This window comes from Corallococcus praedator, from assembly GCF_003612125.1.
In the GTDB taxonomy this organism is placed as follows: domain Bacteria; phylum Myxococcota; class Myxococcia; order Myxococcales; family Myxococcaceae; genus Corallococcus; species Corallococcus praedator.
The window spans coordinates 1-20,069 of the sequence record NZ_RAWI01000070.1 but is presented as its reverse complement, the minus strand read 5'-3'; the positions used below and the strand labels follow the sequence as shown (position 1 = coordinate 20,069).

Annotated in this window: 9 protein-coding genes; 5 read left to right on the top strand and 4 right to left on the bottom strand. The window is 71.1% G+C overall.

What is annotated here, in order from left to right; translation table 11 throughout:
• The first annotated feature begins 2 nt into the window (after positions 1-2).
• Positions 3-7,391, top strand: coding sequence for a non-ribosomal peptide synthetase (locus D7Y13_RS12140; protein ID WP_120583911.1), 7,389 nt, complete (start codon positions 3-5; stop codon positions 7,389-7,391).
• A gap of 14 nt (positions 7,392-7,405) precedes the next feature.
• On the opposite strand, the gene D7Y13_RS12135 is transcribed toward D7Y13_RS12140, so the two are convergent.
• Together D7Y13_RS12135 and D7Y13_RS12130 are read right to left on the bottom strand one after the other, a co-directional pair.
• Entirely contained in the window at positions 7,406-8,857 is a 1,452-nt protein-coding gene (locus D7Y13_RS12135; protein ID WP_120583912.1) for an HTTM domain-containing protein, read from the bottom strand.
• Positions 8,850-10,079 carry an imelysin family protein gene (locus tag D7Y13_RS12130; RefSeq protein WP_120533003.1) on the bottom strand — a complete coding sequence of 410 codons (1,230 nt, stop codon included), beginning with the start codon at positions 10,077-10,079 and terminating at the stop codon, positions 8,850-8,852. Before D7Y13_RS12130 ends, D7Y13_RS12135 begins: the two co-directional genes overlap by 8 nt.
• A 172-nt stretch (positions 10,080-10,251) precedes the next feature.
• Between D7Y13_RS12130 and D7Y13_RS12125 the strand changes: the two genes are divergently transcribed.
• Entirely contained in the window at positions 10,252-11,799 is a 1,548-nt protein-coding gene (locus D7Y13_RS12125; RefSeq protein ID WP_120583913.1) for an NHL repeat-containing protein, read from the top strand.
• 125 nt (positions 11,800-11,924) lie between these two features.
• Entirely contained in the window at positions 11,925-14,303 is a 2,379-nt protein-coding gene (locus D7Y13_RS12120) for a TonB-dependent receptor family protein (protein ID WP_120583914.1), read from the top strand.
• Between the two features lie 10 nt (positions 14,304-14,313).
• Here the strand turns inward: D7Y13_RS12120 and D7Y13_RS12115 are convergent, their stop codons facing one another.
• A complete protein-coding gene (locus D7Y13_RS12115; protein ID WP_120583915.1) occupies positions 14,314-15,336 on the bottom strand; it encodes a lipase family protein in 1,023 nt (340 codons plus the stop codon).
• A 276-nt stretch (positions 15,337-15,612) separates the two neighbouring features.
• On the opposite strand from D7Y13_RS12115, the gene D7Y13_RS12110 reads away from it, so the two are divergent.
• Entirely contained in the window at positions 15,613-18,057 is a 2,445-nt protein-coding gene (locus tag D7Y13_RS12110) for an acylase (protein WP_120583916.1), read from the top strand.
• 237 nt (positions 18,058-18,294) lie between these two features.
• The gene (locus D7Y13_RS12105) at positions 18,295-19,032 is read left to right on the top strand and encodes a hypothetical protein (protein WP_147444311.1); all 738 of its coding nucleotides are present in this window, start codon (positions 18,295-18,297) and stop codon (positions 19,030-19,032) included.
• 125 nt (positions 19,033-19,157) lie between these two features.
• On the opposite strand, the gene D7Y13_RS12100 is transcribed toward D7Y13_RS12105, so the two are convergent.
• On the bottom strand, positions 19,158-19,745 hold the full coding sequence (locus tag D7Y13_RS12100; protein ID WP_120583917.1) for a regulatory protein RecX: 588 nt from the start codon (positions 19,743-19,745) through the stop codon (positions 19,158-19,160).
• Between the last annotated feature and the right edge of the window lie 324 nt (positions 19,746-20,069).

The following is a 20,069-nucleotide window of genomic DNA, read 5'->3' as shown; positions in this document are numbered from 1 at the left end:
ACATGGCTCAGACCCCGGAAGAGAATCGCGCGAAGCTGGCCCGGCTGCTGCGGGAGAAGGCCCGCAAGCCGCGTCAGGCGCCGCCCTCGTTCTCCCAGGAGCGGATGTGGTTCCTGGACCAGTGGAGCCCCGGCAGCGCGCTGTTCAACATGCCCGCGGTGGTGCGGCTCACCGGCGAGCTGGACCTGGACGCGCTCCAGCACGGCCTCCAGTCCCTGGTGGACCGGCATGAGACGCTGCGCACGACGCTGCGCGAAGAGGAAGGGCGGCCCGTCCAGGTCATCGCGCCCTCGCTCACGCTGAAGCTCGCGCGGGTGGACCTGCGCGACGTGCCGGAAGAAGCGCGCGAAGCCCAGGCGTGGAAGGCCGTCACCGAGGAAGCCCAGCGGCCCTTCGCGCTGTCGGAAGGCCCGCTGGTGCGCGCCACGCTCTACGGGATGTCCGGACAGGAGCACCTGCTGCTGCTCAACCTCCACCACGCCATCGCGGACGGCTGGTCCATGGGCGTGCTGGTGCGGGAGCTGGCGGCCTTCTACGTCGCCGCCGTGGAGCGCACGCCCGCGACGCTGCCCGCCCTGCCGCTGCAATACGCCGACTTCGCCGACTGGCAGCGCCGGTGGCTGAAGGGGGAGGTGCTGGAGTCCCAGCTCGACTACTGGCGCGGGAAGCTGGATCCGGAGGCGCGGCTGGAGTTGCCCGCGGACAAGGCGCGTCCGGCGACGCTCGGCTCGCGGGGCACGCGGCAGTTCCTCACCCTGCCCCCGGCCCTCACCCAGTCCCTCAAGGACTTCAGCCAGCACGAGGGCAAGACGCTCTTCGTGCTGCTGGTGTCCGCCTTCCTGGCGCTCATCCACCGCTACACCGAACAGGACGACGTGGCCCTGGGCACGCTGGTGTCGGGGCGAGGCCGCTCGGAGCTGGAGGGCCTCATCGGCCTGTTCATCAACACGCTGGTGCTGCGCACGCCGCTGTCCGGCTCCCTGCGCTTCCGCGAGCTGATGGGCCGCGTGCACGCCACCGCCGCGGAGGCGCAGGCGCATCAGGACGTTCCGTTCGAGAAGCTGGTGGAGGCCCTCAAGCCCGAGCGCAGCTCCAGCCACCTGCCGCTGTTCCAGGTGATGATCATCCACCAGGGCACGCCCGCGACCTCCATCCAGGCGCGGGGCCTCACGATGGAGGTCCTGCCCGTCACCACCGACACGACGAAGCACGACCTGACCCTCTACGCCACGGAGCTACCGCAAGGCCTGCGCCTGTCCGCCGAGTACAGCACCGACCTGTTCGAGGCCCCGACGATGGTGCGGATGCTGGGGCACCTGCGGCGGGTGCTCGAAGGCGCGGTGGAGCGACCCGACACGCGCCTGCGCGACCTGCCCCTGCTGTCCGACGCCGAGCGCCAGCAACTGCTGAAGGACTGGCACGGCGCGCACGAGGCGTATCCCGAGGAGGACCTGGCCGCGCTCATCGAGGCGCAGGTGGCCCGCACGCCGGACGCGGTGGCGCTCGGCTTCGAGGGCACCTCCCTCACCTACGCCCAATTGGACACGCGGGCGAACCAGCTCGCGCACCACCTGAAGGCCCTGGGCGTGGGACCTGAGGTGCGCGTCGGCGTGTGCATGGAGCGCTCGCTGGAGATGGTGGTGTCGCTCATCGCGGTGCTCAAGGCGGGCGGGGCCTACGTGCCCTTCGACCCGGGCTATCCGCCGCAACGGCTGTCGTGGATGTTCGAGGACGCGCGCCCCACGGTGCTGCTGGTGCAGTCGCACCTGGTGCCCGTGCTGCCGGCGCATGAAGCCCGCGTGGTGTGCGTGGACACCGAAGCCGAAGCGCTGTCGCGCCTGCCCACGCACGCGCCCGCCCGCGCGACGGTGCCGGACGCGCTGGCGTACATCATCTTCACCTCCGGCAGCACCGGTCGCCCCAAGGGCGCGATGAACGCACACCGGGGCGTGTGCAACCGGCTGCGGTGGATGCAGCAGGAGTACCGCCTGGGCGCGGACGACGTCGTGCTCCAGAAGACGCCCTTCAGCTTCGACGTGTCGGTGTGGGAGTTCTTCTGGCCGCTGATGACGGGCGCGAAGCTGGTCATCGCGCGGCCCGGAGGGCACCAGGAACCCGCGTACCTCACACGGATCATCCGCGAAGCGGGCATCACCACGCTGCACTTCGTGCCCTCCATGCTCCAGGTGTTCCTGGAGGAGCCGGAGGCCGCGGGCTGCGCATCCCTGCGCCGGGTGGTGTGCAGCGGCGAGGCGCTGCCCCTGGAACTCAAGGAGCGCTGCCTCCAGGTGCTGCCGCACGCGGGCCTGCACAACCTCTACGGCCCCACGGAGGCGGCCGTGGACGTGACGTACTTCGCCTGCGCGCCCCAGGACGGACGGCGTTCGGTGCCCATCGGCCGGCCGGTGGCGAACACCGCCATCCGCATCCTCGACCCCATCCTCCAGCCGGTGCCCGTGGGCGTGTCCGGGGAGCTGTACATCGGGGGCGTGCAGGTGGGGCGCGGCTACCAGTCCCGGCCGGACCTCACCGCCGAGCGCTTCATCCCGGATCCGTTCAGCGACACGCCCGGCGCGCGGCTGTACCGCACCGGAGACGTGGCGCGCTGGCTGCCTGATGGCGTCGTGGAGTACCTGGGCCGCGCCGACTTCCAGGTGAAGGTGCGCGGCCTGCGCATCGAACTGGGGGAGATTGAGACCGCGCTGGAGCAGCACGACAGCGTGCGGCAGGCGGTGGTGCTGGCGCGCGAGGACGTGCCCGGGGACAAGCGACTGGTCGCCTACGTCGCGGCCCGCGCCGGAGCGACGGTGGACGTGGAGGCGCTCCAGGCCTCCCTTCACGCGAAGCTGCCCGAGTACATGGTGCCGCCCGCGTTCGTGGTGCTGGACGCGCTGCCGCTCAGTCCCAACGGCAAGGTGGACCGCAAGGCCCTGCCCGCGCCGACGCTGGCACGAGCGCCGGAAGCAGCGCGCGTCGCGCCGGAGACGCCCACCGAAGTGGCCATCGCGACCCTCTTCGGAGAGCTGCTGGACGTGAAGGACGTGGGCGCGCTGGATGACCTGTTCCGGCTGGGAGGCAACTCGCTGCTGGCCACGCGCGTGCTGGCCCGGCTTCGCGCGCTGTTCGGCGTGGAGCTGTCGCTGCGCGTCCTCTTCCAGCACCCCACCGTGCGGCAGCTCGCGCGCCGCGTGGACGAAGCCCGCGCGGACACCTCCGCGCCACCGGAGCGCGTCACCACGGCCCCTGCCCGGCAGCGCTTCCCCGTGAGGCCCCTCACGGTGGAGGACGCACCGGAGGACCTCGGGGACGCGTCGTCGCGAGAGCCGCCGTCCGCCCCGCTGTCCGCGGAGGAGCGGCACCGCGTGCTGGTGACGTGGAACGACACCGCCCAGGACTTCCCCCGCGACGCGTGCCTCCACCACCTGGTGGAAGCCCAGGCGCGCCGCACGCCGGACGCGGTGGCGGTCGTCTCCGGGGCGGTGCGCCTCACCTACCGCGAGCTGGACTCGCGCGCGCAGCGGCTGGCGCGTCGGCTGCGCTCACTGGGCGTGGGTCCGGAGGTGCGCGTGGGCCTGTGCGTGGAGCGCTCCGCGGACATGGTCGTGGGCATGTTGGGCATCCTCAAGGCGGGCGGGGCGTACGTGCCGCTCGACCCCAGCTACCCGCGTGAACGGCTGGCCTTCCTGCTGGAGGATGCGCAGGGGCCCGCGCTGGTCGCGCACTCGCACCTGTTGTCCGCCCTGCCGCCGCACCCGGCCCAGGTGGTGTGCCTGGACCACGAGGAGGACGGACTGGTGACGCCTCCGGATGCCTCGCTCACACTGGCGCCCCATCCGGAGAACCTAGCGTATCTCATCTACACGTCGGGCAGCACCGGCCGGCCCAAGGGCGTGGCCATCCCGCACCGCGCCGCCGTGGCCTTCCTCACGTGGGCCCACGGCGTCTTCTCCGCGGAAGAGCTCGCGGGCGTGCTCGCGTGCACGTCGCTCAACTTCGACCTGTCCGTGTTCGAGGTTTTCGCGCCGCTCAGCCGGGGTGGACGCGTCATCGTCGCGCGCAACGCGCTGCACCTCGCGGAGCTGCCCCAGGCGTCGGAGGTCACCCTCGTCAACACGGTGCCCTCCGCGATGGCGCAACTGCTGCGCCTGGGCGCGCTGCCGGCGTCGGTGCGCACCATCAACCTCGCGGGCGAAGCGCTGCCCGCGTCCCTGGCCCGGCGCATCCTCGAGGCCCCCGGCGTCCAGCGCCTCTACAACCTCTACGGTCCGTCGGAGGACACCACCTACTCCACCTTCGCGCGCGTGCGTCCCGGCGAGGTGCCGCCCATCGGCCGGCCTCTGGCCAACACCCGCGCCTACGTGCTGGACGCGCACCTGCAACCGGTGCCCGTGGGCACGCCTGGAGCGCTGTACCTGGCTGGAGAGGGTCTGTCGCGCGGCTACCTGCACCGCCCGGAGCTGACCGCGGAGCGCTTCCTGCCGGAGCCCTTCGGCCCGCCGGGAGCGCGCATGTACAAGACGGGCGACCGCGTGCGCTACCGCCCCGACGGCGTGCTGGAGTACCTGGGCCGCGAGGACTTCCAGGTGAAGGTGCGCGGCTTCCGCATCGAACTAGGAGAGGTGGAGGCCGCGGTGCAGGCCGCCCCCGGCGTGCGGGAGGCCGTGGTGGTGGCACGCGAGGACGTGCCCGGAGACAAGCGGCTCGTCGCCTATGCCGTCGCGCGGGACGGCCAGCCACTGGACGCGAGCCAGCTGCGCGAAGGGCTTCGCCGCACGCTGCCTGAATACATGGTGCCCTCGGCGTTCGTGCTGCTGGACGCGCTGCCGCTCAACCCCAACGGCAAGGTGGACCGCAAGGCCCTGCCCGCTCCCGTGATGGAGCGCACGAGCCCCCGTCCCTACGAAGCGCCCCGCACACCCACCGAGACACTGCTCGCGGGCCTGTGGCAGCAGGTGCTGGGCGTGGAGCGCGCGGGCCTCACCGACCACTTCTTCGAGTTGGGCGGCCACTCGCTGCTCGCGACGCAGGTGGTGTCGCGGCTGCGCGCCGCGCTGCACGTGGAGCTGCCCCTCCACGCCTTCTTCGAGGCCCCCACGCTGGAAGCCCTCGCCGCCCGAGTGGACGCCGCGAGGGACGCGGGCGATTCGAGCCCCACCGTGCCGCCGCTCCTGCCCGTGCCCAGGACGGGCCGCCTGCCGCTGTCCTTCGCCCAGCAGCGGCTGTGGCTGCTGGATCGCCTGGAGCCCGGAGGAAGCGCGTACACCCTCCTCGCGGCCCTGCGGCTTCAAGGACCGCTGCACGCGAAGGCCCTGGTGCGGAGCTTCCTCGCGCTGCACCAGCGGCATGAGAGCCTGCGCACCGTCTTCCATGAGGACGCCGAGGGGCCCGTGCAGGTCGTCCTGCCGGAGCTGCCGCCGTCGCTGGGCTTCGTGGACCTGACGGGCGTGCCGGACGCCACGCGCGAACAGGAGGCGCTGGCGCTCGCGGCGGCTCAGGCCGAGGTGCCATTCGACCTCTCACGCGGACCGCTGGTGCGGGGCCTGCTGGTGCGGCTGGGCGCGCAGCACCACCTGCTCGTGGTGACGATGCACCACATCATCTCCGACGGCTGGTCCTCCGCCGTGCTCACCCGGGAGCTGTCCTCGCTCTACGAATCCTTCTCCACGGGCCAGACGCCGTCCCTGCCCGCGCTGCCCCTCCAGTACGTGGACTACACGGTGTGGCAGCGGACGTGGTTGCGGGACGAGGTGCTGGAATCCCAACTGGGTTACTGGCGCAACCAGCTTGCCGGAGCGCCCGTCGCGCTGGAGCTGCCCACCGACAAGCCGCGCCCGCCCGTGCAGACCTTCCGAGGCGGCCGCGTGCCGGTGCGACTGGGCACGGCGTTGTCGGAGTCCGTGAAGGCGCTGGGCCACCGCGAGGGTGTCACGCCATTCATGGTGTTGCTCGCGGGTCTCCAGGCGCTCCTGTCGCGGCTGAGCGGACAGGATGAGGTGGTGGTGGGCTCGCCCATCGCGGGACGTCCGGCGCCGGAGCTGGAGGACATGCTCGGCTGCTTCGTGAACACGCTCGCGCTGCGCACCCGCGTGGAGGAGGGCGACAGCTTCCGCGCGCTGCTGGGCCGCGTGCGCGAGGTGACGCTCGGGGCCTACGCGCATCAGGACGTGCCCTTCGACCGCGTGGTGGAGGCCGTCCGTCCCGCGCGGGACGCGGGCCGCTCGCCGCTGTTCCAGGTGCTGTTCGTGCTGGAGAACGCGCCGGTGTCCCAGCCCATGGGCCCCGGCCTGTCGCTGCGCTTCGTGGACGTGGAGCGCCAGTCCGCCAAGTTCGACCTGACGCTGGCCCTGTGGGAGGAGGCCGAAGCGGGCCTCACCGGCGTGCTGGAGTACAACAGCGACCTCTTCGAGCCCGGCACCGCCACGCGCTGGGCCGGACACCTGCGCGCCCTCCTGGAGCAGGCGGTGGCCGCCCCCGAAGCGCCCCTGTCCCGGCTGCGCCTGGGCTCCGCGCCCGACGACCTGCTCGTGCCCCTGCGCCCCACCGGAACGCTCCCGCCCTTATTCTGCGTGCACGCCATCGGCGGCACCGTGTGGGGCTACGCGGAGCTGGCGCGACAGTTGGGCGCGGATCAACCCTTCCACGGGCTCCAGGCCCCAGGGCTGGAGAACGGCCAGCAGCCGGTGGACTCGATGGAGGAGTTGGCGGCGCTCCACGTGGAGGCCCTGCGCGCGGTGCAGCCCCACGGCCCCTACCGCCTGGGCGGCTGGTCCATGGGCGCCGTCGTCGCCTTCGAGATGGCCCGCCAGCTCCAGAATCTCGGTGAGACGGTGGAGCGGCTGGTCTTCATCGAACCCAGCCCCACGTCCTACGCGCAGGGCACGCGCCTGGATGACCCCACGACGCTGGGCCAGCTCTTCGCCGTGAACCTGGCCCAGACCACCGGCCTGCCGGAGGAGCTGCCCGCGCACGTGCCCGCGGGCGAGCCGGCGAAGCTGCTGCCCTACCTTCTGGAAGCGGGACAGCGCGCGGGCGCCTTCGGTCCCGAGGTGGGGCTCGCATGGCTCCAGCGACGTCAGCGCGTCTTCAATGCCTGCGTCCGCGCGCTCTCCGGACACCTCCTGCGCCCGCTGCGGCTGCCCGTGCGGATGCTGCGCGGCACCGAGGCCAACGTGGACGAGGGCGGTGACCGCACCCGGGGCTGGGCCGCGTTCACGTCCGGCATCGAGGTCGTGGACGTGCCCGGCACCCACTACTCCGTGCTCCAGCCGCCGCAGGTGGAATCGCTGGGCCGGGCGGTGTCCCGCGCCCTGGAGTCCCCGCAGTTCGCGACCGCGTCCGGACAACAGCAGGCGGAGGCCGACGCGACCTCCGCTCCCGAGCCCCGCCGCTAGGACGGGGCCCGGCGTCAGGGGCCCGGAGCACGGGCCCGCGCGGTGCGCGTAGGGCGCAGGTGCACCGGCGGCGTCTGGGGCGCGGGGAGGATCCACGGCTTGGGCCCCAGGCCGTCCTCTTCCCGCGCCAGGTCCACCGTCGGATCCACCAGCGGCTCCGACAGCCGGCCGTTCAGGGACACCCGCACGTCGGCGCGCACCTCCACCGGGTGGTGCGTCGTCGCCTCGTAGTCGCGCGCGATGCGGTGGGCCAGTTGCAGGATGAGGTCCGGCTGCACCGCCATCTCCCGCTCCTGCAACCGCGAGAGGTACTGGCTGGGCGGTACGTGCCACTCCCGGCCGGTGACGCTGTCGCGCACCATGAACGTCGCGCTGCCGTTCTTCTCCCGCGTCATCACCCGCCAGGAGAAGCGCATGCCCTGCTCATGCCAGAGCACGTTGCCGCCATAGACATGCGTGCGCAGCGGCAGCAAGACCTGGAGCAGCGCGTAGACCACGGCCGCGCCCAGCGCCACCCGCCCCTTCCAGCCAGGCACGCCGGTGATGACGGCCCCGGACGAAGGCGTGACGTCCTTCCACGGCAGCCGTCGCACCCGGGCCCAGAGCGCGCGCGGCCACGACGGGTCGAAGAACACCAGCGCCCCCGTCACCATGATGAAGGGGAACATCCCGATGGGGAACAGCGCGAACGTCACCGCGTGGAAGCCCAGCACGACGACGTACGCGAACGGACGCGTGCGCCGCCACAGCAGGAACAGCACGATGGTGCTGTCGAACAGCATCCCGCCCCAGGCCGCCGCGTACGCCATCCAGCGCTGCTCCAGCAGTGGCCCCACCCACGGCAGCCCCGTGCGCGCGGACAGCCAGATGTTGAGCGGCTGCGCGTGCACCAGCCAGTCGGAGGTGACCTTCGCCAGCCCCGCGAACACGTAGACGACGGCCACCTGGAAGCGCAGCAGGTCCGTGCACCACGCGGGCAGCCAGTCCCGCTTCAGCGCCGGCTTGCGCCACGCATCCATGGAGAAGGCCCGGTGCGCCGGGATGAAACACATCAGCGCCAGCAGCAGGCTCACCAGGTAGTAGTGGTTGAGGTAGTTCGTCACGTCCAACAGCTGCACGTAGGCGAACACCGCGAACAGCAACACCACCGTCACCCGGTAGAACAGCCCCAGCATCAACAGCACGCCCAGCACGCCCAGCACCATGAAGAGCGCGGGCATCCCCCACGAGGGCAGCGGTGGAATCCAGCCGAAGCCCCAGTAGGTGAAGCGGAACTTCGGCTGCGCGAAGAGAACGCCCACCCAGCCGTAGGCCAGGAAGCGCACCGCCGAGATGGTGATGAGCAGACCCAGCGCCACCCGGAACGCCGCCAGCGCGGCGATGTCCCGGGGCGCCAGCAGCCGCGCCCACAGCCGTGCCCAGGGACGCGAGGACGTCACGTCCCCGCCTCCGACGGACTCAGTCATTGTCCCCCTCGAGGCCCGCGGGCGGCTCCAGGTCCAGCGTGGTGATGAAGTCCGTCTTCAGCACGTCCGTGATGCCCTTGAAGTCGTCGTAGAGCCGCTGCACGGACGCCTTGTCGTCGACCAGCGCCTGCCGCAGGTCCGCCTCCTCCACCGCCGCCAGGGCCGCCTCGGCCTCCACCACCTGCGCGTGCATGCGCGTGGCCACGGCCTCCGCGCCCGCCGCCACCAGCACGTCGTCGAAGCCCGGCCCCGAGTAGTCCGCGCCGCAGCCCTCCACGACGCGCCGGAAGCCCTTCAGGTTCTGGATGAGGTTCTGCTTCGAGCGGCCCGCGAACTGCGACTCCAACAGCTCCGGGCACGTGGCCGAAGAGCAGTCACGCAGCCCCAGCGGCCGGGCCAGCTTCTGGTCCTTGCCCTCGCGCTCCACGTAGAAGATGGCGTCGCTCATCGCGTTGAGCGCCACCTGCGTGGACGGGAACACCGTGTTGCCCGACCCTGGCGTGGAGAGCGTCTTCTGGAAGTTGCCGCCCTCCGGAGCCCACGCGGTCACCAGCGCCTGCGCGCGCATGCTCACGTCCGCCGCCACCACCGCCGCGTACGCCCGCTTGCGCGCCGCCCGGTCCTCCGCGCTCAGCGCCGCCCACGTCCCCTGCGCCACGATGGCCGAGTTGGGGCCGCACGCCGTCTCCGCGCCCTCGTAGAACAGCAGGTACTCCAGCGCCACGAACCCGCGCCGCGTCACCAGGCTGGAGGAGAAGCTGGCCGACTCGTAGCCCTTCGACACGAGCTGCTCCTCGACGGAGCACCGGTTGATCAACGGGAACGAATAGATGTTGTCGCGAATCTCCGCGCCGCCCGGGCTGCTGCGCGGCGCCGCCGGCCCCACCTGCATCGCCTCCATCACCTGCCAGACGTCCATCGCGTCATGGAACGCCGCGCGCGCCGCCGCCACCGCCGCCGCGTCCGGCGCGTCCCGCAACGCCGCCGTCGCCGCCTGCAGCGCCGTGGCCTTCGGCAGGAAGTCGCGCGCCGTCCCCAGGATGCAAGCGCCCGTCGCGCTCAACAGCTCCGCGCGCACGTCCGTCTCGCCCGGAGGCAGCGGGTCCGGCTCCACCGGCTTGGGCTTGCTGTCGCTGCACGCCAGGGACAACACCGCGGTGAACGCCAGGGCCCTCGCTCCCCAACGGGAGGGCGCGGCAGGACGGGTTCGCGAGAAGGTCATGGACGACCACGTACCAGTCGCTCTTGAGACTGACAATCAGTCTCGATTCCACGCCCCCGGCTGCCGGACCGCGCCTTGACTTCACCCACCCCCCGTTCTACGCAGACGCCCCGTCAGAGCGACTGAAACTGATAATCGTTCTCATCTTTGACCCACCCACCCGAGGGTACCCATGTCGAACCAGAGGAAGCACCGGAGCTTCAAGAAGCTGCTGCCCAGCATGTTGGTCCTGGGCGTCGCCGTGAGCGCGCTGGGTGCCTGCGGTGATGACGACGAGCCCACCCCCACGCCGGACGCGGGCACGCAGACGGACGCGGGCACCAACACCGACGCGGGCACCAACACGGACGCGGGTACCGACGCGGGCACCAGCACGGATGCGGGCACGGACGCCGGCACCGCCACGACGCCGGACACGGACCTGGCCTTCGTGCGCCTCAACACCAACGGCACGGTGGACAACACCTTCGGCACGAGCGGCAACGGCATCGCGCGGGTGAGCCTGGGCACGGGCGCCGGCACGGTGCGCGACGCCATCTGGACCGCGGACCGCGACGCGCAGAACCGCCTGGTGGTGTTCGCCACCAAGAAGGCGGAAGGCACCCGCACGGACACCGACCGCGTCATCGCCCGGCTCACCGCTGAAGGCGCGCTGGACGAGACCTTCAACGCGGGCGCCGTCGCCCCCGCGCGCAAGGGCATGTACTGGCTGGACATCGGCGGGCTGGGTGACTCCGCGCGCCACGGCTTCGTGCAGGCGGACGGGAAGATCCTCTCCGCCGGCTACCTGAACCAGCCCACGGGCGTGGGCGCGCAGAGCGCCAACCGCATCGTGCTGCTGCGCCTGAACGAGGCGGGCACGGTGGACGCCACCTTCGGCTCCAAGGGCGTGGTGAACTCCGCGCCGTTCGCCACCAACGACACGACCAAGGAGTGGGGCATCTCCGAGGCCTACGCCGCCGTCCCTCAGTCCACGGGCTCCTACGTCACCACCGGCTACGGCCGCGCGGCGGGCGTGTCGGGCAGCACGGTGGACCTCATCTCCTTCCGCTACACGGCGGCGGGCGTGCTGGACCCCACGTACGGCACCAACGGCGCGTTCATCCTGGACCTGGCCGGCGACAACGACCGCGGCCGTGACGCGGTGGCCCTCAAGGACGACGGCGTCTTCATGGTGGGCAGCGGCACCCCGACGGCCGGCAACATCCAGGCCCTGGCGGTGCAGGTGACCCGGGACGGCCAGCCGGCCACGACGCCCGGCTACACCGAAGGCTACAAGCTGTACGACTTCGAGCGCCCGGACGAGGCCTTCTTCGACGTGGCGCAGGCGGAAATCGGCGACGCCGAGTACGTGGCCGCCGCCGGCTACCGCGCGGGTGGCGGAGAGGACGACGACGCCGTCCTGCTCATCCGCAACGTGACGACCGGCACGGAGTTCGCCGGCGCGGTGCCCTTCTCCGAGACGACCAACGACCGCTTCTGGGGCGTGAACTTCGGCCTGGACGGCAAGGTGTACGCCACGGGCTTCGTCACCGAGGGCGGTGACAACCGCTTCGCCATCGCGCGCTTCAACCTGGACGGCACGCGCGACGCCACCTTCGGCACGGGTGGCATCGTCACGGTGAACGTCATCGCCGGCAAGCTGGACGAGGCGGCGCGCAGCGTCGTCATCCAGTCCGACGGGAAGATCGTCATCGCTGGCGCCGCCGAAGCGCAGTAAAGCGCGCCTCGCTCGCTGTCGCGGTAAGCGGCGGTCCTCCGGGACCGGCGGGGACACCTTCCGTCCCCCGTCGGCCCGGGCGACCGCCGCGCTTCTTCGCACGCACCTCCGGGAGTCTTCGTTTCATGGATGCACGGACCTGGGCAGTCGCGGTGGTTTGCTTCGTCGTCTCCTCGTCGGCACCGGCACAGGCGCCCGCCCAGGACACGCCCCCGCCGCCGCCGTCGGAGGCCGTGCCCGTCCCGGCGCCCGAAGCCGCCCCTGCCTCCCCGCCCGTGTCCGAGCAGCCCGCGCCCGAGCCGGCCGCCGCCGCGCCCGCGGAGCCCGCCGCTTCCGTGGAGCCCGCCGCACCGTCTGAGCAGGTGCCCGCGCCCGCCGCCGCGCCCGTCGTGGAGGCCGCGCCGGAAGGCTCCCGCAAGTTCGAGAGCGTGGTGGTGGGCACGTCCGAGACGAAGACGAGCGGCTCCATCCACATCCTCAAGCCGGAGAAGCTCCAGCGCTACGAGCTGGACGACCCCCAGGCCATCCTCCAGTCCGTGCCGGGCGTGTACGGCCGTGGCGAGGACGGCTTCGGCCTGCGCCCCAACCTGGGCCTGCGCGGCGTGAACCCGGACCGCAGCAAGAAGGTCACGCTGCTGGAGGACGGCATCCTCTTCGGGCCGGCGCCCTACTCCGCGCCCGCCGCCTACTACTTCCCCCTGATGACGCGCATGCAGTCGGTGCGCGTGCTCAAGGGCCCCTCCTCCATCCAGCAGGGCCCGCAGACGGTGGGCGGCTCGGTGGACCTCATCACCCGGGACATCCCGGCGCAGGAGTCCTTCGGCCTGGACCTCGCGGGCGGCCAGTACCTCTACGGCAAGGCGCACGGCTACTTCGGCGCGAGCACCGAGCGCGCGGGCTTCCTCATCGAAGGCGTGCACCTGCGCAGCAACGGCTTCAAGGACATCGACAACAGCGACGCCTCCACTGGCTTCCACCGCAACGAATGGATGGCCAAGGCCCGCTACCGGCTGGTGCCGGACGGCGACCTGCGCCAGACGCTCCAGCTCAAGCTGGGCTACTCCGACGAAGGCTCCAACGAAACGTACCTGGGCCTGTCGGACGCGGACTTCGCCGCCAACCCGCTGCGCCGCTACAAGGCCAGCCAGTTCGACCACATGCAGTGGCACCGCACACAGGCGGTGCTCAGCCACGTGCTGGAAGGGCGCGACGTCGCGGTGACGACGTCGCTGTACCGCCAGGACCTGGACCGCACCTGGCGCAAGGTGAACAGCTTCCGGGGCATCTCCATCTCCGACGTGCTCGCGGACCCCACCAGCGCGCGCAACGCCATCTATTACGGCGTGCTGACGGGGGAGCTGGACTCGTCCACGCCGGGAGAGACCATCCTCATCGGGCCCAACCATCGCGTCTTCGTCAGCCAGGGCCTGCAGAGCGTCGCCCGCTGGACGGCGAGGACCGGTCCGCTGTCGCACAACGCCGAGTTCGGCGTGCGCTACCACTACGACAGCATCGACCGCCGCCACACGCAGGACGGCTTCCTGATGGTGGGCGGCGAGCTGGTCCCCGAGGGCGGCACCACGCAGGTCACCGCCGACAACAAGGACTCCACGCACGCGCTCGCGCTGCACGCGACGGACGCCATCGCCTGGGGCCCGCTGGTGGTGACGCCGGGCGTGCGCCTGGAGATCATCCGCTCCAAGTCCCACGACAAGCTGGCGGGCACCGTGGACCACGGCTCGCTGGAGGCGCTGATGCCGGGCGTGGGCGTGTACGGCGCCCTCACCCCGGTGCTGGGCCTCTTCGCGGGAGCCTACCGGGGCTTCTCCCCGCCCGCGCCGGGACAGCCCCAGGCCGTGTCCGCGGAGAAGAGCATCAACTACGAGGCTGGCGCGCGCTGGTCCCGCCGGGGCGAGCGCTTCGAGGTGGTGGGCTTCTTCAATGACTACTCCAACCTCACCGACGTCTGCACCTTCTCCAATGGCTGTCTCAACGACAACCTGGACCGGCAAGTGGACGCGGGCGCGGCGAACATCTACGGCCTGGAGGCCTTCGCGGAGAAGACCTTCCGTCCGGGCGGCGGCCTCACCTTCCCGCTGACGGCGTCGTACACGTTCACGCGCACGAAGCTGCTCAATGACTTCCGTTCGTCGGATCCGCAGTTCGGCAACGTGGTGGCGGGGGACGAGCTGCCCTACGTGCCCCGGCACCAGCTCTACGCGTCGGTGGGCGTGGAGGGTGCGCGCTGGGGTGCCTTCATCAGCACCACGTACCTGGCCAGCATGCGCGAGGAGGCGGGCCAGGGGGAGATCCCCGAGGGCGTGAAGACGGGCGCCCTCCTGACCTTCGACGTGAACGCCAGTTGGAACATCACCCGCTGGGGGCAGCTCTATGTGAGCGGCCGCAACCTGCTGGACGAGGCGGTCATCGTCGGACGCCGTCCCTACGGCGCCCGCCCCAACGCGCCCCGCACGCTCATTGGCGGGTTCAAGGTCCAGCTGTAGCCCGCGGGCCCTACTTCACCGCCACCTGACGGCGGGGAGGCTGGGCCACCGGGCGCAGCGGCAGGGCCTGCGCGGACGCCTTCGCGCGCGCCACGTTGTCGGCCGTGGGCGCTTCGCTGGTGTCCTGGAGCGGGTTGCCGCTGCTGTCCGTGTAGACACCGTCCGGGAAGGTGCCGACGAAGACCTGCGGCGGCGTCGACGTGGCCAGCGCCTGCGTGAGCACCGCGAGGTAGTTGTCCATCTCGTGGCGGATGGTCGCCTCCTGCGTGCTGGTGTCGCCGAGCGTGTTGTAGAAGAGCACGTCGAACTCCTCGCCCACCTGGGTGTAGCGGAGCCCGGGCGGCAGCGTGGGCACCACGTCGTACTGGTTGACGACGCGCACCGTCGTCGGGTTCGTGACGTACTGGGCGTAGGCCGTCCCCCACGAATCCGAAAGCCCCGCCTTCGGCGCCGCGAAGGTGACGGTGGTGGCGCTCAGCGACGGATTACCCACCGCCAGGTCCAGCGCCAGGAACTCCGCCAGCCCCCCGCCCAGGCTGTGGCCCGTCACGTAGAGCGTCGTGATGTTGTTCGCCGCCAGCCACGCGAACACCTGCGCCTGCATCGACGTCGGCACCGTGCTGCTCGTCCCCGTGTAGATGCTCCAGAACCCGCCATGCACCTTCGGAACGGGGGACACCGAGCCGGAGTACGGCACGAAGGTCGTGGTGGCGTACTCCTCGTCCGCGCGGGTGTCCGCGGCGGTCACCGTCCCACGCAGCGCCAGCATCGCCGTGGATGAATCGCCGTCTGCGGTGAACCACAGGCCGAATGCCTCCGCCGCGCCTCCCTCCTGTGGCACCCACGCGGTGAGGCTGTCCACCTGCGTCCAGCCCGACGGCACCGAGTAGCTCTTGCCGTTGAAGGCGGCGTAGGCCGCGACCACCCCCTGTCCCAGCGGCAGCACCACGCCGGCATCCAGCACGGGCTGCGGCGGCGTGGGGGAGATGGGACCGGACTGCGGACGGATGGCGGCAACGGTGGAGGTCGTCATGGTCGCTCCTGCGGGTGGAACGGGGCGAGGGGTATCGCGGTCCGTTGCCTGGACCCCATTGCAGCGCCCATGCCGCACGCCGCCTCCCTCTGAAACCCTCGCGTCCAGGGCCTCCGCCCCCCGCTTCGACGCGTCGACCGACACGTCGTCCGACACACCCTGCCAGGTCCCCCGGTTCCGTCACGCCCCAGGCCCGGCGCGAACCTCCGCGATCCAGGAGGGGCGGGTTCCTTCACCTAGAAGGGAATTTCAAAGCACCGTGAAAGGAGTCCCTCGATGGTTGGACGTGATGGAAGAAACCGGGGTGGCCCGCTGCTGCCCCTGGCGGCGCTGCTCGTGGCCACCGCGTGTGAGCCGCGCGCCACGCCCGCGCCGGCCGATCCCGTGGCGTCGGTGAAGCTGGGCGCCGGGAGCTATTCGGCCACCGTGCGTCGCACCGCGCACGGCATCCCCCACGTGCTGGCGGATGACTTCGCCAGCCTGGGCTACGGCTACGGCTATGCGTTCGCGCAGGACAACCTGTGCGAGCTGGCGGAAGTGCTGGTGACGGTGAACGCGCAGCGCTCGCGCTACTTCGGGCCGGACGCCACCTACCCGGCGCCGCTGGGCGGCGACCTCAACAACCTGAAGAGCGACTTCTTCTACCAGTCCGTCCTGGACGCCGGCACCGTGGACACGCTGCTCGCGAAGCCCGCGCCGCTGGGTCCGTCCCAGGACGCGCGCGAGCTGGTGCGGGGCTATGCCGCCGGCATCAACCGCTACCTGCGCGACACCGGCGTGAACGCGCTGCCGGACGCGCGCTGCCGGGGCGCCGCCTGGGTGCGCCCCGTCACCGAGCACGACCTCTACCTGCGCTACTACCAGCTCAGCCTCTTCGCCAGCTCCGGCTTCTTCCTGGACGCGCTGGTGGACGCGAAGCCGCCCGCGCTGCTGCCGGATGGCACGCTGCCCCTGCCGCTGCCGGTGCCCGCGAGCCTGGACCGCAACGTCTTTCCCCACTCCGAATCGCTGGGCCTGGGCAGCAACGCCTTCGGCCTGGGCAAGGGCGCCACGCGCAACGGCAAGGGCATGGTGCTGGCGAACCCGCACTTCCCCTGGGAGGGCTCGGAGCGCTTCTACCAGGCGCACCTCACCGTGCCGGGCAAGCTCAACGTCAGCGGCGTGAGCCTGCTGGGCGTGCCCGCAATCCTCATCGGCCACAACGACACGCTGGCCTGGAGCCACACCGTCTCCACCGCGTACCGCTTCACGCCGTTCGAGCTGAAGCTCATCCCGGGCATCCCCACGTCCTACCTGTTCGACGGCCAGGTCCGTCAGATGACCACGCAGACGGTGACGGTGCAGGCGCGGGAGGCGGACGGTTCGCTCACGCCCCGGCAGCACACCTTCTACCGCTCCCACCTGGGCCCGATGCTGGAGTACCCCTCCGGGCTGATGACGTGGAACGGGCTCACCGGCTATGCGTTCCGCGACGCCAACGCCACCAACCTGCGCGTGCTGGACACCTTCTTCGCCATGAACCGCGCGACCAACGTGGAGGAGCTGCGTCAGGCGCAGGCCACCTGGCAGGGCATCCCGTGGGTGAACACGCTGGCGGCGGACGCGCAGGGCCGCGCGTACTACGCGGACATGGGCGTGGTGCCCCACGTCACCAACGCGCACCTCGCCCGCTGCGTGCTGTCCCCCATCCCGCTGCTCATCCTCCTGCAGGCGGGGCTGCCGGTGCTGGACGGCTCGCGCTCCGACTGCGCGTGGGGCACCGACGCGGACGCGGTGGAGCCCGGCATCCTGGGCCCGTCGCGCATGCCCACCACACAGCGCGACGACTACGTCACCAACTCCAATGACAGCTACTGGCTGCCCAACCCCGCCCAGCCGCTCACGGGCTTCCCGCGCATCCTGGGCGAGGAGAAGAGCGTGCGCAGCCTGCGCACCCGCATGGGTTTGAAGATGGTGCAGGGCCGCCTCGCGGGCACCGACGGCCTGGAGGGCCAGCGCTTCACCCTGGAGCAGCTCCAGACGGTGATGCTGGACAACCGCAACCACTCCGGCGAACTGCTGCGCGATTCGCTGGTGTCCCTGTGCCGCCGCACGCCCTTCGTGCTGATGCCGGACCTCACCTTCGAGGACCTGCGCCCCGCCTGCCCGGTGCTGGCGCAGTGGGACCTGAAGGGCAACCTGGACAGCCGCGGTGAGCTGCTGTGGCGCGTGTTCATCTTCAACGTGGTGGGCGTGACGGGCGGGCCATACCTCGTGCCCTTCAACGCGAACGACCCCGTCAACACGCCGCGCACGCTCAACACCCTGCACCCGCAGGTGCCGCAGGCGCTGGGCACCGCCCTGCGCACGCTGCGCGAGCGGGGCATCGCCGTGGACGCGCCGCTGGGCGCCGTGCAGGGCAAGAAGAAGAACGGCGTGTTCATCCCCATCCACGGGTGCAGCCACGAAGAAGGCTGCTTCAACCAGATCTCCAACCGCCTGCTGCCGGACAACACCTATGAGCCCGTCCTGGGCTCCAGCTTCGTCATGGCCGTGTCCTTCACCGACGCGGGGCCCGTGGCGAAGTCCGTCCTCACCTATTCCCAGTCCACCAACCCGGCCTCGCCCTGGTACGCGGACCAGACGGTGATGTTCTCCCAGAAGCAGTGGGTGGACATGCGTTTCACCGAAGCCGACATCGCCAGCGATCCGGCGCTCTCCGTCACGCAACTCCAGGAGTAGTCAAAGCCAGACGGCGTGCGTCACACCCGGGACCGGCGCTTCCCCCTTCAGGGAGGCGCCGGTCCCTTCTTTCATCCGCAGACGGTATTTTTCGCGCGCGCCAGATTCACCCGTTCTCATGAACCAATAATGCTTGTCCCTCCCGCAATGGACGGCAGGATTCACGCGTAGTGAAAAATGGATTCAGGCGACGGGCGCGAAGGGTGTCCTCGCCGGATCCATCAAGGGGAGACCACCGTGAAGATTGTTCGTTGGGGAGTCGCGGCACTGGTGATGTTTGTCGTGGGATGCGGGCCCGTGGAGGAGAGCGCCCCGTCCGAGGAGCCGTCCGTCCAGGAGTCAGGGCTGGCCCTGGCCTGTGCGAATTCGCTGGGTTGTCGTGATGTCTGTGCCTGCCAGAACGGCTTCTGCGTCCCGGACGGCTTCGGACCGCCCCCGCCCGATGGACTCTGCGATACCCCACCCGTGCGCGCCTGCGCGACGGGGTCCGACTGCGCCTCCGGCTGCAACTGCGTGGGCAATGTCTGCGTCAATGACGGGTTCAGCCCGCCCGCCAACTGCCTGGTGGCGCCTCCGGACGCCTACGAGAGCGACAACACGCACACCTCCGCCTCGTCCTACATGGGCACGCCGCAGCTCAAGCACACCTCCCACCGCGCGGGTGACACGGATTGGGCGCTCGTGGCCACGCCGGTGAACCAGGTGATGACGGTGGAGGCCTACAACCTGCGCAACGGCCCTCAACTGCGCGTGGAGATCTACGCGTACAACTACGCCACCCGCACGTTGGGCGCGCGCCTGAGCAGCACCCAGTCCCTCGTCTGCTCGTTACTCACCCCGTCCTGCCAGCTCTACCGGACGACGGCCAACGTCACCGCCGGCAGCGTCTACGCGGTGAAGGTGACGGACTGGCGCTCCGTTCCGACGGGGAGCGACTGGCATCCCACCCCGGGCTACGACCTGAAGATGTACTGAGCCACCTCAAAGCCAGACAGCGTGGCACCGGCCCGGCGCCTTCCGTCTCACACGGACGTGCCGGGCCCCCCAGCGGCCCCAGTCAGTCCTGCCCCGAGATGCTCCACCCCTGGGCCCCTCAAGCGTCAGCGGCGGAGCGGCGCCTCGTCAGCCGTTCCGTCAATGACGCGCTTCGCGATGGTGAAGGAGAAGCCCGCGCGTGCGAGCGCCGCCAGGTCCCGCTGTCGGTTGTCCGCGCGCGTGCTGGGGTCGCGCCGGAAGGGACCCAGCCGCTTCTTGCGCGCCCAGATGAGTGCGGCGGCGTCCTCGGACACGTCCTGGGTGGCTTCCGCCACCTTCTGCTGCACCAGCTCCTGGGCCACGCCCTTCATGCGCAGCTTCTGGGTGATGACCCGCGCGCTGCGGCCCGACGCGCGCAGCGAATGCGCCTTCGTCTCCGCGTAGGCCCCGTCGTTGATGAGGTTGTTGCGGATGAGCTTTTCCGCCAGCGCGTCCACCCACCCCACCGCCTCCGCGCGGTCCCCGCCGTGGAACTTCACCGAACGGTCCACCCGGCGCATCAGCACGCGCTTGAGCTGGCTCACGGTGGCCGCGTAGCGCTTGAGGTAGTGCAGCGCTGCGTTCTCCAGGTAGCGCGGCGACACCTTCCGGGGCGGCTTCGGCTTGCGCGGTTCGCGGCGGCGTTCGCCGTCCCTGTCGGTTGGATCATCCATGGCACCTCCCGGTCTACCACCGGGGTCCGACCCATGGGGCCACGTCTGGCGCCCCCACGACACGCCCTGACAGGGCTCGTCCCGTCGCCTGCCCGCCTCACCCCGAGGGCGAGCTCACCGTGGGCGGGGGCCTCCACCGGGATGCGGATTCCACTGGGGGAGCCGGACGGGGCACCGCGAGATCCTACGCGCGACTACCACGGTGATCACGGCGGTTGAGGCGGGTAGCCGCAGTAGGCGAACCAGGCCGCTGCGTCCTGTGGCCGCACGGTTGCGAGTGCCTCTCGCATCGCTTCGCGGAGGGCCACATGCGTGCGGGCGCCG

Coding starts and splice junctions, on each gene's coding strand:
- D7Y13_RS12125 (WP_120583913.1), top strand. CDS start 10,252: ATGTCGAACCAGAGGAAGCACCGGAGCTTCAAGAAGCTGCTGCCCAGC.
- D7Y13_RS12135 (WP_120583912.1), bottom strand. CDS start 8,857: ATGACTGAGTCCGTCGGAGGCGGGGACGTGACGTCCTCGCGTCCCTGG.
- D7Y13_RS12115 (WP_120583915.1), bottom strand. CDS start 15,336: ATGACGACCTCCACCGTTGCCGCCATCCGTCCGCAGTCCGGTCCCATC.
- D7Y13_RS12140 (WP_120583911.1), top strand. CDS start 3: ATGGCTCAGACCCCGGAAGAGAATCGCGCGAAGCTGGCCCGGCTGCTG.
- D7Y13_RS12120 (WP_120583914.1), top strand. CDS start 11,925: ATGGATGCACGGACCTGGGCAGTCGCGGTGGTTTGCTTCGTCGTCTCC.
- D7Y13_RS12100 (WP_120583917.1), bottom strand. CDS start 19,745: ATGGATGATCCAACCGACAGGGACGGCGAACGCCGCCGCGAACCGCGC.
- D7Y13_RS12110 (WP_120583916.1), top strand. CDS start 15,613: ATGGTTGGACGTGATGGAAGAAACCGGGGTGGCCCGCTGCTGCCCCTG.
- D7Y13_RS12130 (WP_120533003.1), bottom strand. CDS start 10,079: ATGACCTTCTCGCGAACCCGTCCTGCCGCGCCCTCCCGTTGGGGAGCG.